This window comes from Salinibacter grassmerensis, assembly GCF_947077765.1.
Classification (GTDB): Bacteria; Bacteroidota; Rhodothermia; order Rhodothermales; family Salinibacteraceae; genus Salinibacter; species Salinibacter grassmerensis.
Genome location: NZ_CAMTTF010000004.1, coordinates 48,260 through 64,898 on the forward strand (window position 1 = coordinate 48,260; position 16,639 = coordinate 64,898).

Here is a 16,639-nt window from a genome sequence, read left to right on the forward strand (position 1 = left end):
GCCGGTGGTCGCACGGTGGCCTGCCTATTCGTTCTCCATTGCCCCCGCGACCAGACTCACCACTGGGGCTGTCGGCACAGGAGGTGTTTCAAAAGCAGAGGGAGCGGTGCCACCGAAGGCAGCCAGACATCCGACGGTTTCCCTGTGAAACCGGTCGTGATCTGTCCCTGTCGGTGTTGCATTCGTCCAGATTTGCTGCCAATGTTGGGTGTGCCGTGGTGTCCGGCCCCTGGTGTCTTTCTCATCCTCTCCCCTTGTCATGTCCGCCATTGACCCTGACGCCCTTGAGTCGCAGGTCGCTCAGCGGCTTGATCCCCACGGCAGCGACGGCGTCCAGGCGGCACTCTCCGGGGTTGTGGATCTGGATGCGTTGGAAGAGGGCCGCTACGGTGAGGTGCTCGGGGCCATTGACCAGCGGCTGACCCAAAGTCGGTACTCGCTGCTGTCGATGGTTGTGGCCGGCATTTACTTTGGGATGCTCGTGGGGTTGTGGCTGGTCGACGGCTCCACCTGGGGCCGCATTGCCCTTTGGCTTACCCCCACACTCTTGGTGGGCGTGTACGGGCTGTACGCCACCCACCAAACCGTGCGCCAGATTCGACATCTGTCGGAAACCCGGGCCATGCTCCAGCTTCTGACGGACAGTCTGTCTGTCGACAGGGGACCGGATTCCCCAGCGGAGCGTTAGTGGAGCAAAAAGGCCCGCCCGAAAGCCTTTTCCAGTCAATTCAGTATCCGCGCCCGACGCCTTTCCCCTCAATTTCTCCTAACTGATTTGATGTTCGACTCCGCCACATATCGTTCGCGGCGTCGCACGCTCGTTGAACAAGAGCGCCCCGCGTCCGGGCTCGCATTGCTGCTCGGAAATCGGCGGTCCCCTCGCAACTACGTCGACAACCCCCACCCTTTTCACCAGGACGGCACTTTTCTGTACTACTTTGGGCTCGACCGCCCCAATCTGTACGGCCTCGTCGACCTCGACGCAGGGTCCTCGACCCTGTACGGCGAAGAGGCGACCCTCGACGATGTGGTTTGGGAAGGGGAGCAGACCGCTCTTCGGGAGGACGCCGCTTCGGTCGGCGTCGACACGGTCGATCCTCCTTCGGCCCTCGACTCTCGACTCGCGCAGGCCTGCGAACAGGATCGCCCCATTCACGTCCTTCCCCCGTACCGCGATGAGCACCGGCTCCGCCTGGGGGCGCTGCTGGACCGCCCTCACTCTCAACTCGACGACGCCGTTTCGGAGTCACTGATTCGCGCTGTGGTCCGGCAACGGTCGGTCAAGTCTTCGGAGGAGGTAGCCGAAATCGAAACGGCCCTCGACCGCACCGCTCAGGTCCACGCCTGCGCTCAGGGGCACGCGGTCCCCGGCGCGTCCGAACAAGAAATCATGGGGGCCATGACGGGCCTCCTGGCGAGCGAGGGGGGTAGCTTCTCGTTTACGCCGACCTGTTCGGTACGGGGTGAAGTCCTGCACAACCACTCGTACCCAAACACGCTTGCGGAGGGCGACCTTCTTCTGGTAGACGCCGGGGCCACCTCGCCTGGCCACTACGCGGGCGATGTCACCCGTGTCACGCCGGTTGGGGGGAGCTTCACGTCTCGACAGCAGGCCGTCTACGAAGCCGTGCTGTCGGCCCAAACCGCCGCCATCGACGCGCTCGCTCCCGGCGTGCCCTTTATCGAAATCCACAAGCACGCCGCCCGCACCCTCACGGAGCACCTGATCGACCTGGGGCTCATGCAGGCCCCCGCCGACGAGGCAGTCGCGGCGGGGGCCCACGCCCTCTTCTTTCCGCACGGCCTCGGGCACATGATGGGCCTCGACGTCCACGACATGGAAAGCCTGGGGGAGGAGTTTGTGGGGTACGCTAGGAATCAGACCCGCCCAGAGCAATTCGGCCTCCACACCTTGCGCCTGGGACGTCCCCTGCAGCCCGGATTCGTGGTCACCGTGGAGCCGGGGTGTTACTTCATCCCTCCCCTCATCAAGCAGTGGCGGGCGGACCAACGACACGAGCGGTTTATCAACTACGAGCGGGTGGAGGACTTCTTGGGGTTTGGCGGCATCCGCATTGAGGACGACATGCTGGTGACCGAGGACGGAGCCCGCATCCTGGGGCCCGACATTCCGAAGGCACCGGGCAAGGTGGCCGCTCGGGCTGGCTCCTCTGACCCCGCCTAGCCCCCCAGCCGTCATGCGAGTTCCCCTAGGGGGCATTCGGAGCGTGTGCCCAGATCGTGCGCATCAGGCGGAAACGTCTTTCGTGCACGACGAAGCATGAGTCCGACCTCGCCCCAGATTCGAGACTGCTGTGCGTTGGCTCGCCGGCTTGTGCCTGCTGTCCCTTTCGGATTGGCGACGTGCAGCTCTTCGTCTAAACCGAGAGTGACGGCGAATGGTGGAGCCGGCGCCATACACCGTTCTCAGTGACGACAGACCGTGTCCCGAGTAGAGCCGATTAGTCCGCGGAGCGACGGGCCAGAGAAAGGGATTGCTCGTCCCTTTCGGGTTCTCCAAACAGGTGCGCCCCGGCGTCCGCAAGCCAGAGTCCCACGTTCGCGACCGGCTCGTCAACCACGGCGGTCCAGGCCCTCGCGTACATCTGGAGCTGTCGGACATATGGATGGTCAAGGGACAGGGTTGCTGGCGGCTGGCCCTGTATGCGATCGGTCTTGTAGTCAACCAGCGTCCAGGCTCCTCCCTGTCGACAGGCCAGGTCGACCGTGCCCCGACGCACGATTGGAGTCTCATGCTGGACTGCGTGGGCGATCGGGTACTCGGCGTGCACGCGATCCGCGTCCTGCACCAGCGCCCACACGCGGCTGTCCAGGAACCGCCGGACCATCGTCGTAGCCCGCTCAACGGCGTCGGGCGTGTTCTCCGCCCCTGTTCGTTCGAGTACGGACGCCACCACAGATTCGTCGGTCCACGGGGCCGGACGGCCCGTGCGGACGCACTGCTCCAGGAGCTGGTGGATTACTGAGCCAAACGCTTCTCCGTATCCTTCCGACGCCGTGGACGGACGCACGGCGGAGGCACAATCGCCTTCGGTGACGGACTCCGTCCGGTACGAGGGACGAGATTGATGCTCAAGTTGAGCGTCCCGTCCAGTGCGCTGGGCCTTCAGGTCGGGGGCAGGGGCCTCCAGCCGGTCACCGGGCGGCTCCGTGTCTGGAATCTCCAGTTCGGGGACGTCCGCCGCGTCCAGGTGTGAGTAGAGGGGCGCCCAAGGGCCGTCCTCAGGCTTTTCCGGGTAGGTCGATACGACCAACAGGGATTTCGCCCGGGTGGCCGCCACGTACAGGAGGCGGCGCTCCTCGGCCGCCTCATGGCGCTCCTCACTCTCGCGGAAACTCTCGTCCCGCCCGTCTGCGGGCCTCTCCCATCCCAGCGGTGGGTGCGTCACTCGTTCACGGTAGCCGCTTCCCTGTACGATGGGGGCGACGAGTTCACCGGCCTCCCGGCGGAGGTGGCGACGCACTGACGGCCCGCTGCTCCGGCTGTACGGATCGGCCAGGAATACGACCGGCGCTTCGAGTCCCTTGGCCTGGTGCACGTTCATCACGCGCACCGCGTCATCGCCGCCTGTCTCCAGGGTCATGCCGTCCACGTCTTCCTCCCCGTCGACCACCCGCTGCAGCTCTTCCAGCACCTCGGCCCAGCCGAGTCCCTGCGCGGCAAGATCCTGCACGTAGGTGATCGTGCGGAGCACGCGCCCGGCCCGGAGCGACCCCTCGGCCGCGTCCGGCGGGTGCGCGGCCCCGGCGAGCAGCCCCAGGTCGTCAATCATCTGTTCGATCGCGACGCCCGGACGGTGCTCGTGAAGCAGGCGCCGTGCCGCACGCAGGTGACCGAAGGCCTCTTCAAACAGCCGCGCTGTCTCGGCCGGAAGGGCCTCCAGCACCGACGCCGGCACCGGCTCGTGCATGCAATCAAACGACCCGCCGGCCTGCGAAAACCGGTACAGGTCGTCGTCACTCGCCCCCACGAGTGGCCCCTTCAGGTACGCCACACACGCGACCTCGTCGTCGGGGCGGAGGGCGCAGGTGAGCAGGTCCACGAGGGCCTTTAGCTCGGCCGCCTCGCCCAGGTCCTCACTCCCGGTCACGGTGTACGGAATGCCGCGCTCGGCCAGGGCCTCGGCGTAGACGGAGAGGCGCGACTTGGTCCGCGTCAAAATGAGAAAGTCAGAATAGTCTGCACCGCCGGAGAAAATCGCCCCGTCCCGATCGTCAGCCCTCTCGTTGAGCCCTTCTTCCCGAGCGCCCCGGATGAAACGGGCAATGCGCTCGGCGTCCTGCCGGGCGATGTCGGTCCCCCAGTTCCCACGCACCTTTTCAAGGTTGATCCGCCGCACCCCACCCACGTCCTGGTCCGTCGTGCGCTGGGGGTCGAACGGGGTGTATGTAGCCTGGAGATCCACCAGGTCTGAGTCGTCGAAGAGGGTCCCAAACGCCCCGTCGCACCAGTCGCAGATGACGTCGAGCGAGCGGAAGTTCTTGGTCAGCGTCACGGCCTCGCCCCCCGTCTCCTCGATGCGCTCGCCGACGGCATCGAACACCTCCATGTCCGCCCGTCGGAATCGGTAGATGGATTGCTTGTCGTCCCCGACAATGAAGAGGCTGCCAGGGATCGGACGGCAGTCGGTCCAGGTGGTCTCGGTCGGAGTGCGGCTGGTGAGGTAGAAGAGGAGCTCCGCCTGCAGCGGGTCTGTGTCTTGAAACTCGTCGACCAGCAGGCGGGGATGGCGCTCCTGAATGGTCGTTCGGAGGCCAGGGTGGTCGCGCAAGAGGTCCCGAGTGCAGGCGAGCAGGTCGTGAAAGGTGAGCCGGCCCTCTTTCCGTCGAAGGGACGCAAACCCGTCCACAGCCGGACGGACGAACGCCACGACCTCCTGGTGAACGTAGGCCCGCCACCGACGCAGGGCCGGCTGCACCACATCGCGCACCAGCGCGGGCAGGTGCTCATCCCGCAGTGTCCGCGCCCAGTCGTAGGCGTCCGTTTGGGGGCCGCGCCAGCACTTTAGCGTCACGTCCGCCGACTCCTCGTCGGCCACGCCAGCAAACAGCTCGAGCAGCTCTGCCCGCTGGGCCGGGGTCTCCACGCCCGTCTGCGCGATCAGTTTTTCCGCCGTGTCGAACGCCCGCATCACCTCGTCGCGGCCCTCGGGCAGCGCATCCGGACGGCGGGCCTGCCACGTGTCGAGTTCGGCCCGCACCGCCGCCACGGCCTGCTCCAGCTCAGGGACGGTGTCCGGAGCGTCGACGTACGGGTCCAGCTCGGGGTGTTCGCACAGCCGCTCGAAGTAGGCGTCCAGGTCTTCCGGCTCCATCCCCAGGCTCGTGAGCGCCTCCATGCGGGCGGGCCGGTCGGCCTGTACGGTCTGGAGATAGTCCTGCCAGGCGCGGTCGCGGAGCTCCCGTTCCTCCCGGTCCTCCAGGCCCGCAACGAATCCAGGGGGGAGGTCTGCCGCAATTGGCCGCTCGCGCAGGAGACGCGCGCAGAACGCGTGGATGGTGCCGATGAAGGCCTGCTGCGCATCCTGGAGGGCGGCCGTAACTCGTCGTTGCTGTGGGCTTTCCGCCGGCAGTGCCGACTGAGCACGCCGGAGCTCCTCGTAGAACCGCTTGCTCATTTCCCCTGCCGCCTTCCGGGTGAAGGTAATGGCCGTGAGATCCTCCACGGCCACCCCCGAGCGCACGAGGGCCACCATGCGGGCCACGAGGGCCGTCGTCTTGCCCGAGCCGGCCGCCGCCCGGACGAAAAAGTTTGTGTCCGGCTCGAAGGCCGAGAGGGCCGGCACCTTGTCCTCCCGCCATGGACCAATCCGTCGGCGAACAGCAGCATCGTCGTACGTTGAGGAGACCGAGTGGGGGACAGACATAAACGCTGGTCGGTATGGGTGAAAAACGGCAGTTGGGCAGCCGATGACTACCCGAAGGACGGGGGGGTGGGACGCTCCTCGGGATACGTCTTCGCCTGGAGGGCCGTGCTCCGGGCCGGCAGATCGCGGAAGAGGCGGTCGTACCCCCGGTACCGCCATGCGTTGAGGTACCGGGCACGAGGATGCATCGGGAAACTTCCCGAGGCGGCAAGGGCCCTCAGCCGATCGAGAAGCCGCCCCACCTCGGCCCGGTGCCGGCCCGGATCGAAGGCGAGCCGCGTGCCGCGCTCTCGGGTCGTTGGGAAATAGTAGCCGGACGCCCCGACCGTCTCGTCCGTCAGCGTGGCGAGCGCATAGGCGTAGAGCGCCCACTGCAGCTGGGCGCCGTCCGCAACGGGGTCGCCCTCCTCGAAGGAGGACGCGCGCCCCGTCTTGTAGTCCCACACTGCAAGGGTTCCATCCGGCCGACGATCCACGCGATCGATGCGTCCTCGGAGGGACATCTCACGTCCCTCAACCGGGATCGTAACCGCCCCAAAGTCCTCCTCATCCCGCCGGTACGGGCCGTAGCCAAACCCGACTTCGTGGTACAGCGGCGCGTGGGTGCGACAGTGCTCCGTCTCGCCCCGTAAGAACACAAGCGCGTCCTCCCGGAGCCGACGAAAGGCCGCCTCCTCCACGACGTCGCTCGGAGGCGCGACCTTTTCGGCTTCCGTTTCAAACGCGGCCCGGAGCGTATCTTCGAGGAGCGGTTCGTGCTCAGGCGCAGGCGGCACGTCCCGCTCCCGGAGGGTCGTCATGAACGCCTCGAAGGTGGCGTGGAGAATGCTGCCGCGCCGAAGGGCATTGAGCCAGGGCTCGTCGTCCAGCGCAGGCTCGTCGAGGGGCTCGACGCCCAGGACGTATTGTAGAAAGTACAGATACGGGGTCTCAGCGAAGGTCTCTAGTCGCCCCGCCGACATCGGCTCGGCGTTCTCGCGGTCCCGAAGAAAATCCAGTTCCGGATACGTCCCCGCCTCCAGCAGTCCGTCGTGCACCGTGTACTCGCCGCCCTGGCGGGCCTGTCGGGCCTCCTCCCCACGCCGGACCCAGGGGTAGCAGTCGGAGAGTGCGTCGCGGGCAGTGCTCGCCCCTGTGCCTGCGCTGCCTCGATTCCGAGAGACCGTCAACCACGCCTCCATGTCGTTGAGACAGGTGCGCTCGCCGGTCGGCACAATGCCTTCGGTCCGCTCGGACTCAACCTCAGGGGTCTCCTCCAGCCGCAGAAAGAGCGGGGAGGGATACCGTTCCTCCCCACTGTCGAGGTCGAAGACGCGGGTGTACAGGGACAAAACTCCGGCGTGTCGCGCAAGCGCCTGTTCGTGGTGCCACTGCGCCTCGTCCGAGGCCGAGCGTCGCTCGGGAAGCTCTCCGTCCAGGGATTCGCTGAGCGCACGACGATCCGGATCGCGGAGCATGGCGTCCTCCACCGCCGCCGTCGAGAGCGTGTCGCTATCCATCCCGACGACGCAGAGGTACGGGCGGTCGCCGTACCCCGCACTTTCGAGCGGCACGACGTGCGCAGTGCCGGGGCGCGGGTGCTCGGCCCGCACGTACTGTCCCTCGAGCCAGCGCCGGAGGAGGGCGGCGAGTTGTGGGCCGGACGCCTCGTAGTCTACCGGGGCTCGTGTAAGGCGGTCGAGGCGCTGCCAAAGAACAGTACGACCCGCCTCGTCGAGCGTCCGCTCCGCCTCCGGCTTGTCTTCGGCGGGCGGGTCAACAGGGCCGAACCGCTCGACGAACTGCTGTGCTTTCGCCGCCATCTCTTGCACGGAGGCCTCTCGCGGGACGAGATTCAATAGCGTCTCCACGAGCCGGGCGACAAACTGCAGCGCCCGCCGCTTTTCACGATCCCGCTCCGGGTCAAGACCACGCTCCTCCAACTCCGCAATGCGCTCTTCGATTTCTCCGATCGCGGCCCCGAGTGCTTTCGCGTATCCGTCCCGCCCGGGCTCGTATCGTCGCGCGGCCAGCAGGGTCGCAACCTCGTGGGCCTCTAGGAGCCCCGCCCCCGTCCCGTTCTCGATCTCGGAACGCATCCGGTCGATGCGGAGATGCCCACTTCGCAACATCCGGATCAGGACCGCCGGGTCAAAGTCCTCGGTCACCCACTCCAAGAACGCGAGTAGTGCCGTGCCCGTGCGGGTCTTCCCCGCAGACACCCCGGTCGCGATGGACACCGGCAGGCCCACTCGCTCGGCCCGGTCGGCAATCAAAGAGACGTAAGGCTGCTCTCCCGCCACGGCAATTTCCACCTCGTCAAACGGCACGTCGGCATCGAGGAGATCGCGGACGAGCGCGTCCACCTCCTTCGCGCTCCCAACCGCCCGACGCACGTGAACCTCCTGAACCGTCTCGTTTTCCTTCTCGCCGGGCGGCAGCGGGGCGTCCGCAAAGCGCGCAGCGGCCGTTTGCGGAGGCGGGGCCTTCGACTGCGGGCGGCCAATCCGGTAGAACGCCTCGGCCTCAGACCGGACGGCACGCAAAAACTTCTGGGCCTCCTCCGGCAGGTCCACGGCGTCGCACACCGCTACCACGGAGGTCTCCACGGCCGGAGATGCCTCCTCTCGCACGCACCCGGTGGCCCACCGGAAGACCTGCGCGTCGTCGTAGAGATCGTTTGCGTCTAGCGCATCCAGGTATCCCTCGTAGCAGTCCGCCACCACCCGAAACGTCGCCGACGCGTCCTCCGTCTCGGCTCGCTGCTGCACGTCCGCCAGCGGGGCCCCATTCCGGCGGAGCGTCTCGATGGCCTCGGCCACCGTGTCGGCCAGCTGACGGGGGCCGGGCAACCCATCGAGCCGCCCCCGACGCCGTAGCTGCTCCAGCAGGCGCGCCGCCAGAAACGACCGCCCGCCGACCGGCAGCTCGCTCCGCCCCGAGGCAAGCATCCAGGGCTGCGCCACCTGTTCGGCGTGGTGACGCACGATGCGGGTTGAGACTCCAGCCCATCCGTCCGCGTCCCGCGCAAGTGCATCTTCGAGGGCGCGCCCGATTTGCGTCCGGGGCACGAGAACAACCTTCGGCGCGTGAGGATGGGCACGGCAGAGGGTCCGGAGCTGAGCGCCCGGCGAGGCGGAAGATGCAGACACAGCTGACATAATCGAGGAAAACGAACACAGAGAACGGTGGGGCTGGCCGGCGGATGCTATGCCGCATACAACCTGCCGGCTGAACGGCACAATCCAAAGTGGACGAGCGGATGATCTGCTGGGCATGCCAACTCTCGCTCGGAGCTACGGGCCCTCCTCGCCCCGCCACGTCCACGGCGGCACCGGGTCGGACTGCGCCCAGAGCCCCCGCTCATTCGCTCGGGCCTGCTGCTCCAAGCGGCGATACTGATCGTTGTGGGGGGCCTGTCCACGGTCCCACCACGCGAGTCCATTTCGGAGCAGATGCTCGTTGAGCACGCGGTCGTTCACACGCACCACGAAAGCGGAGCGGCCATCGGGGCCGTCCGTCTCCGCCCGGGCCTGCACGTCCGTCCGGAACACAACACGTCGCACAACCTGGGCCGCCGCGTCGGCAAAAGGCTGTCCTCGCTCGGGCGCGTCGATACCGTACAACTCGACCCGTACGATTTGTCCGGTTTCACGGAGGAGGTGGATCGTGTCCCCGTCCAATACCCTGTGCCCTTTGCCCACGTACGACTGCCCCTGTGCGAGGACGGGGCCCCAAAGAAGGAGCACAAGGCCCGCGAGCACACCTCGCCGTCCCCACACGAGCGAAAACGAACAGTCTTCAGCGTTTACGGCGATAAGAATACAGGTAGAGACAGACATCAAGCGACGGATTCTGTCAAAGCATGAGCCCTACGAGTCCGCCAAGGGCCGCCGCGGCCCACACCACGAGACTCAACCGACGGAGTGTCTTCTCGCCCGGACGGCCCCGGCGCGCCAGCCATCCCCCGGCGGCCCGAAACCCCATGCCCAGTCCCACCCCCACGAGGACCCAGGTCTCGGACACCCGGAATGGATCGGTCCAGTGCGACGCGAGCGCGATCTCCAGCGCGAGCGCCCCAAGCAGCAGAGCAACGATCACACTGAACACCCGCCACGACGCCAAGTCTGGGGGCCTCCAGCGGTCGGACGTGTCCATTCCGGATCGTGGGTTATCAGGGTAAATATCGGAACCGGAGGGGTCTCCGAGAAGCGAAGGCTGTTTTCGCCGCCGCAACGTTATGATTGTGCAGGGCAGGTGTCTGACAGACACAGGCCGCCGAACGATCCCCATGTCCACCGAGCCTGTGTCATGCCGACGCTCGACTCCCCGCTTTCCGACCCCGATACCCTCCACGAACCCGCCCCGGAAACCGCTACGGTGCCGGAGGCGCTCGTGCAGGACCTCTGGGCTCAGCAGCGCTTCGAGACCGAGGACCTGGCCACGACCGACGGAGACACCATCGACGTTTGCGACCCGGGGCAACTCAACGCCGATGCCGGGCCGGATTTTCAAAATGCCCACGTTCGCATCGGGGGGATAGACTGGCGTGGACAGATTGAAGTCCACACCACCTCCGGCGGGTGGTTTCGTCACGAGCACCACACCGACCCGCGCTTCAACAGCGTGGTGCTCCATGTGACCCTCCACGCGGACATGTGGACCGGGGGGCTGCTCCGGGCCGACGAATCCCCACTCCCCGAACTCGCGCTCTACCCGCGCCTCGACACACCCCTCCGCGAATTGCTCTACTCGTTCAGGACGCGGGCCGACGACGATGCGCTGCCCTGCGCGTCACGCTGGGACGAGGTGCCGGCCGTCCGGCGCCAGTCGTGGATCCGCCGACTCGGCCAAGATCGACTCACCGAAAAACGCGACCAATTGCCGGAACCGTCGGAAACACCCCCGGCCGAGATTCTCCACCAGCATCTGTTCGGCGGACTCGGCTATGCGAAAAATGACGCCCCCATGACGACACTCGCTCGACGAACCCCCCCGAAGGTGCTCCGTCCCCTCGACGCGGCCCCAGAACGAGAGGCACTTCTCCTCGGAACGGCAGGACTCCTTCCTGAGCCCGGTGACTTGCTGGAGGCGGACCGCCCCACGGCCGACTACGCGATGGCCCTCCGGGACCACTTTCGGCGGCTCCAAGTCGGCCTCGACGTCCGGCCGATGGCCTCAACGGCCTGGACCTTCTTTCGCCTCCGGCCCAACAACTTCCCCCCGCTTCGTATTGCACAGGCAGCGGCGTGGTACGGCGAGGGGGGCCTGTTGCGCGAGTCTCCGGTCTCCACACTCCGCACGGCGCTGGGGTGCGACACTCCCGTCGCGACGCTTCGGGAGGCGCTTGCGGCCTCTCCCCCAGCGTTCTGGCGCACGCACTACCACCTTACGAAGCGGGCCGCCGAGCACGACCCCAGCCTCGGCACGTCTCGCCGCGACACGCTTCTCGTCAACGCCGTGGTGCCGGTGCTCCTACAGGATGCCGAGCGTCGGGGAGACACCGCACAAGCCGACGCTGCGCTAGACGTGCTCCGCGCACTTCCGGCCTCCCAGGACCATGTGGTCCGGCGCTTTCAGGACCTCGGCACTGATCCCGAGTCGGCGTACGACGCTCAGGGCCTCCATGAGCTCTACAAAAACTACTGCTCGGCGGGGGGCTGCCTGGACTGCCGGATTGGCCAGCATCTCCTCAGCGACTGAGGCGTTTCCAACTCCCCACGCCGCGATCCATAGAAGGCAGCGCGTAACGGCCCTCCACACTCCCAGTCGCCCGTGCTCGTTCGTATCGTTCGGATGACGTTCGCTCCTGACAAGGTCGATCAGTTTCTCGCCCACTTCGACGAGGCCGCTCCGCACATTCGATCGGCTCCAGGCTGTCGGCACCTTGAGCTCTGGCAGGGTGCGGATGCCCCCGCCGTGTGCACCACCTATAGTCAGTGGGAAAGCGCGGAGGCACTCGACCACTACAGAGACAGCGACCTCTTCCGGCGTACGTGGTCGGCGGTAAAGCCCCTGTTCGCCGAGCGCCCTCGCGCCCAGAGTTACACCGTCGCCCGCCCAGCCGGCGCGATTGACGACGCCGCCCGAGACGCTCCGAATCCGACTGGCACTTGAGAGCCCCCGTTGTGAATTGATAGGCCAGAGGGCGCCCCCAGAAGCAACTCAGGAAGGCCACAAACCAGTATACAGGCCCCTTAACGGTCGCCGAGGGCCTGCTCCATACTCAGCCGCTCTTCGTCCTGGAGGGACGGGAAGTTGACGGGGCGGATGGTGTATCGTCGCTCTGTTTCCGGAGCCGTGGGCCCGACCTGATCTCCCTGAACGGTCGCGTGCACGGACCGCACCAGGTGTCGGTACTTCTTCTTCATTATTTTCTTTTCTTTGACGGTGGCTCCGTACCCGCGCTGAAGCGATCTGTAGGCGCTGCTGGCCGAGAGCCGCTCAACCCGGTTCCGTTGGGTCTCCAACAAGCCCTCGTGTTCGTCCAATAGGGCCTGGTAGTCCTCCGCCAGTGCTTGGAGGGTGTCGGACGCCTCCGCGGCGTCCGTGAGGGTGCGAAAATCGGCCTCGGCCCGGTCGAGCTCGTCGGCGAAGGCCTCAACCGACCGCTGCATCGCCTGATAGGTCTTCGGCTTGGAGTCGTACCCGCCGTAGGTGCGACACCCACTGGCCAGCAGTCCCACGAGGGCGAGAAGGAGTACCAAACGGTCTGCGTGTAGCATAAGGGAGGCGAAGAAAGTGTAACGGCACGCAAGAAGATCTACTGCACGAATGCGCGAAGGTGTCCGTCGAAATGCGCCTTTGATCCCACGAGCACCAATTTGCGTCCATTTTCACGTTGGTCTCCCGCGAGCGAGGACGAACTTGTGCGCCACGAGACCGGGTTCAGGATGAACACTCAGAGAAACACCAAACGATACAGAAAGGTACGCTGACACGGCACGACGCATCAAAGGCATTCCGCCAACCAGTCTTTCAGCCAGCACAGGGGCCTTTCGTTGTTGGATGCTCCCAGCACCAGGATCTTCGGGACGCTCTCCTGTGTCCCGCCTCCCGCCGGATATACGCTTTCCGATCAGCTTTTCCCGCCCATGAGCGAACAGACGGCCCAACTCGTCGAGCGCCTCCGCACCCGTCTTCGTCGGGTGACGCGACGCATGTCATGGGCGCGGCTCGCGTTCGGGGGAGCTCTTGCGGGAGGGACCGCAGCGGCCCTCTGGGTTCTCGCCGCCACACTGGAGGCGACGCTGTGGCTTCAGCCCAGCCTTCGCACCGGCCTGCTCCTTGTTGCCGGCGCCGTTCTGTTGGGAATCGGCGCGGCGTTCATCGCCCGCCCGGTGGGCCGCCTCCTCGGACTCCTCGACGGCCCGTCCGAAGAGGACATCGCCCGGACGGTCGGCGAGCATCACCCGGTGGTGGCCGATCGGCTGGTGAACCTGCTGCAACTGGCGGAGGGCCAGCGGTCGCACGCCCCCGCCCCGTACGTGGACCAGGCCGTCCAACACCTCGCCGATCAAATCGACGAGGTGCGGTTCGACGAGGTAGCCGACTTTCAGCCGGCACGACGGGCCGCCCGGTGGGCTCTGTTTCCAGCCCTGGCCGTTCTGACGTTTCTCCTCGCCGCCCCCTCCACGTTCCTCGACGCCTCGGAGCGTCTCCTTGCTCCGCGAACCGAATTCGAGCGGCCAGCCCTGTTTCAATTTGACGTGCGCCCAGGCGACGCCCAGCTCGTCCGGGGCGATTCGCTTCGCGTCACCATCCAGGGCACCGGCACCGTCCCCGAGACGGCCACGCTCCTGCTTCGCTCCCCCGAGGGCACATCGCCCCGGCGCGTCGCCGTGCAGGCCGATTCCATGGGCACCTACCAGCACACGGTCCCAAACGTCCGCCGCCCCCTACGCTACCGCGTGGCGGCCTCGCCGGTCCGCACAGAGTGGTACACGGTGGAGGTGGCCCAGCGTCCCATCGTGCGACGGCTGCGACTCCACGTGCGCCCGCCCGATTACACCAACCGCCCCGCCCGGGAGCTTGCCCCCAACGTGGGCACCGTGACGGCCCTCCCCGGCACAGAGGTTACGGTATCCGCGGCCCTCGGCGGGGCTGCGGTCACGGACGCAACGCTTCACTTTGAGAATGGCCCCGCTCAGTCACTTACGGTCGCTGACGACTCGGCCACTGGTCGCTTTCGCCTTCGCCGCGAGGACACCTACGCCCTCCACCTGGAGAGTGCAGACGGCATCTCGAACCGCGATCCGATCCGCTACGAGGTCGATCTTCAGACCGACGCCCGGCCGTCGGTCTCCTTCCTCGAGCCCGGCCACCCCGCCGAGTTGTCGCCGGATCTCACACAGCCGCTTCGGCTCCAGCTCAGCGACGACTACGGGTTCCGGCGGGCGGCCCTGTTCTACCGTCGCACCGGCGGGGCAAATGCGGACTCGTCGTTCGCCTCCATCGACCTTTCCCTGCCCGATGCTCAGGCCACGGACCAGGTTCTCTCCCACACATGGCTCCTCGCTCAGGAGAGTGGCCTCAGCCTGGAGCGCGGGGACGAGGTCGTCTACTACGTCAAGGCCTGGGACAACGACACCGTGAACGGCCCCAAAGGCGGCCGCACCGCCACCCAGCGGCTCCGCTTCCCCTCTCTTTCTGAACAGTACGAGGAGCTCGACACCCTGCAGCGGGAGACCGGCGAGCAGATGCAAGAGCTCGACCGGCGGTCGAAAGACGTGCAGCAACAGTTTCAGGATCTTCGCCGGGAGGTTCGCCGCACGCGAGAGGCGGACTGGGAGGACCAGCGCCAGATCGAGCGGCTGCAGCAGAAGCAAAAGTCGCTCTCCCAGAGCAAGTCGAGCCTCTCGCGCCAGGTGGATTCCCTGAACCGCGAGATGCAGCGCAAGGACCTGTCGAGCCCAGAGACCAGCAAGAAATTTCAGGAGCTGAAGCAAACCATCGACGAGATGGAGTCGAAGGACCTGCAGAAGGCGCTCGAAAACATGCGCCGGTCGATGCAGGACCAGAGCTTCCGCCAGATGCAGTCGGCCATGGAGCAGGCCCAGTCCCGCCTCAGGCAGCAAGAGCAACAGCTGGAGCGCACGCTCAACCTGTTTAAGCAACTGAAGGCACGGCAGAAGATGGAGGAGCTGGGCCGACGGGCGGAGGACATTCGGAAGCGGGAGGACCAAGTTGCCCAGGAGACGTCCGAGCGCATGGATGCGCCCTCCGACGCGGACTCGACTGGCCAGTCTCAGGAAGGGCCGTCTTCGTCGGCCCCGCCGTCGTCCGACTCCACGACGGTGCCCTCCCCCTCCGACTCGTCCCGGGCCGATGCTTCCTCACCGAGCGCCTCGGACTCGACAGCCAGCGCGCCATCCGACTCGCTCGCCTCACAGCGGTCTCCGAAGGCCGACTCGTCGGCCAACCCAGACCTCGCGCGCGAGCAGGAGGAGTTGGCGAACGAGATGGAGAAGCTCATGGAGGAAATGAAGAGCGCCGAGCAGGACATGGAGGGCGTCCCGTCGGCCCCGAAGAAGGACCTTCAGCAAATGCGAAAGCAGATGCAGAAGCAGGACATGTCGGGGCAGATGCGACAGAATAGCAAACAGCTTCGGAAGAACCAGCTTCAGAAGGCCCGTCAGCAGCAGCGGCGGTTGCAGAAGCGCCTCCAGAGCATGCAGTCTCAGATGTCCCAGATGCAGCAGCAGATGAAGGGGCAGCAGCGCCAGATGAACATGACGGGTCTCCGTAGTACCCTGGAAAACACCCTTCGCCTGTCCACAGACCAAGAGGCCCTCCGCACGACCCTTGAGGAACTGGAGGGAGGCGGCTCCGCCGTTCGTCGATTCGCTGCCCAACAGAAGGGACTACAAGATGGCCTCAACCACGTCGCCGACTCGCTCCAGTCCATTGCGAACCGACTTCCACGAATGTCAAAGGCCGTTCAGGAGAAGACGGGCAACGCGTTGCGGGCGATGGGGGACGCGACCGCCGCACTGGACGCCCGTGAGGGGGGAAAGGCCACCGGCTACCAGAAGACCTCGATGATGCACCTGAACGAGTTGGCCCGCCTGCTCTCTGATCTGTTGGATCAGATGAAGCAGCAAAGCAGCGGCGGAAGCGGCAAGATGTCGATGCAGCAGGCCATGCAGCAGCTGCAACAGGCCTCCGGCCAGCAGCAGAAGCTCAATCAGCAGATCCAGAAGTTCCTCAGCAAGGCCCAGGGCAATCGTCTCTCAAAAGACATGCAGGCCCGGCGGAAGCAGCTCGCCAAGCAGCAGCGCCAGATCAAGCAGCAGCTCGACGAGATGAACATCGAGGAGGAGGCAAAGCAGAAGTTGATGGGCGACCTGCAGAAGATTGCCGACGAGATGGAGCAGTCCGCCGACGATTTGCAGGGCGGCCGCCACAGCCGAGACCTCATTAACCGCCAGCAGCAAATTCTCAGCCGTCTTCTCAACGCCCAGCAGTCGCTCCGCACACAGGGCAAGAAACAGCAGCGGCGGGGGCGCCAGGCGGACGACGTTGATCGACAGCCTCCCGGCGACCGTCCTGACTCGGAGGACACCGACACACTCCGGCGCGACCTCATTCGCGCTCTGGAGATGGGGTACGACTCAGACTACGAGGCGCTCATCAAGAAGTACTTTGAGCTTCTTGAGCAAAGCGAGGGGACGCGAGACTAGCCGATCCCCCTCCACGTCGGCCCCGTCGGAGAGCTGACGTCTCCAACTTAAACACCTCCGTCGTGCTCATCGGACCGGTGCTGTTGGTGA

Annotated in this window: 10 protein-coding genes; 5 read left to right on the forward strand and 5 right to left on the reverse strand. The window is 66.0% G+C overall.

Annotated elements, in window-relative coordinates; genetic code table 11:
* The first annotated feature begins 259 nt into the window (after window positions 1-259).
* Together OJB03_RS10300 and OJB03_RS10305 are read left to right on the forward strand one after the other, a co-directional pair.
* Complete coding sequence (locus OJB03_RS10300) at window positions 260-688, forward strand: hypothetical protein (protein ID WP_263787119.1); 429 nt, start codon at window positions 260-262, stop codon at window positions 686-688.
* 90 nt (window positions 689-778) lie between these two features.
* Entirely contained in the window at window positions 779-2,185 is a 1,407-nt protein-coding gene (locus tag OJB03_RS10305) for an aminopeptidase P family protein (RefSeq protein WP_263787121.1), read from the forward strand.
* 277 nt (window positions 2,186-2,462) lie between these two features.
* Here OJB03_RS10305 and OJB03_RS10310 read toward each other — a convergent pair whose 3' ends face one another.
* The 4 genes from OJB03_RS10310 to OJB03_RS10325 all read right to left on the reverse strand — a co-directional run bounded on the left by OJB03_RS10310 (window position 2,463) and on the right by OJB03_RS10325 (window position 10,025).
* Window positions 2,463-5,888 carry a UvrD-helicase domain-containing protein gene (locus OJB03_RS10310; RefSeq protein WP_263787123.1) on the reverse strand — a complete coding sequence of 1,142 codons (3,426 nt, stop codon included), beginning with the start codon at window positions 5,886-5,888 and terminating at the stop codon, window positions 2,463-2,465.
* A gap of 47 nt (window positions 5,889-5,935) precedes the next feature.
* On the reverse strand, window positions 5,936-9,028 hold the full coding sequence (locus tag OJB03_RS10315) for a PD-(D/E)XK nuclease family protein (RefSeq protein ID WP_263787125.1): 3,093 nt from the start codon (window positions 9,026-9,028) through the stop codon (window positions 5,936-5,938).
* Between the two features lie 135 nt (window positions 9,029-9,163).
* Window positions 9,164-9,709, reverse strand: coding sequence for a thermonuclease family protein (locus OJB03_RS10320; protein ID WP_263787127.1), 546 nt, complete (start codon window positions 9,707-9,709; stop codon window positions 9,164-9,166).
* A 16-nt stretch (window positions 9,710-9,725) separates the two neighbouring features.
* Window positions 9,726-10,025, reverse strand: a complete 300-nt coding sequence (locus tag OJB03_RS10325) for a hypothetical protein (protein ID WP_263787129.1) — start codon at window positions 10,023-10,025, stop codon at window positions 9,726-9,728.
* 153 nt (window positions 10,026-10,178) lie between these two features.
* Here OJB03_RS10325 and OJB03_RS10330 point away from each other — a divergent pair, with 153 nt between their 5' ends.
* Together OJB03_RS10330 and OJB03_RS10335 are read left to right on the forward strand one after the other, a co-directional pair.
* A complete protein-coding gene (locus OJB03_RS10330) occupies window positions 10,179-11,570 on the forward strand; it encodes a DUF2851 family protein (RefSeq protein WP_263787131.1) in 1,392 nt (463 codons plus the stop codon).
* Window positions 11,571-11,642: 72 nt separating this feature from the next.
* Complete coding sequence (locus OJB03_RS10335) at window positions 11,643-11,984, forward strand: putative quinol monooxygenase (protein ID WP_263787133.1); 342 nt, start codon at window positions 11,643-11,645, stop codon at window positions 11,982-11,984.
* Window positions 11,985-12,064: 80 nt separating this feature from the next.
* Here the strand turns inward: OJB03_RS10335 and OJB03_RS10340 are convergent, their stop codons facing one another.
* Window positions 12,065-12,574, reverse strand: coding sequence for a hypothetical protein (locus OJB03_RS10340; protein WP_263787135.1), 510 nt, complete (start codon window positions 12,572-12,574; stop codon window positions 12,065-12,067).
* A gap of 387 nt (window positions 12,575-12,961) precedes the next feature.
* Here OJB03_RS10340 and OJB03_RS10345 point away from each other — a divergent pair, with 387 nt between their 5' ends.
* Window positions 12,962-16,549, forward strand: coding sequence for a DUF4175 family protein (locus tag OJB03_RS10345; RefSeq protein ID WP_263787137.1), 3,588 nt, complete (start codon window positions 12,962-12,964; stop codon window positions 16,547-16,549).
* Window positions 16,550-16,639: the final 90 nt, after the last annotated feature.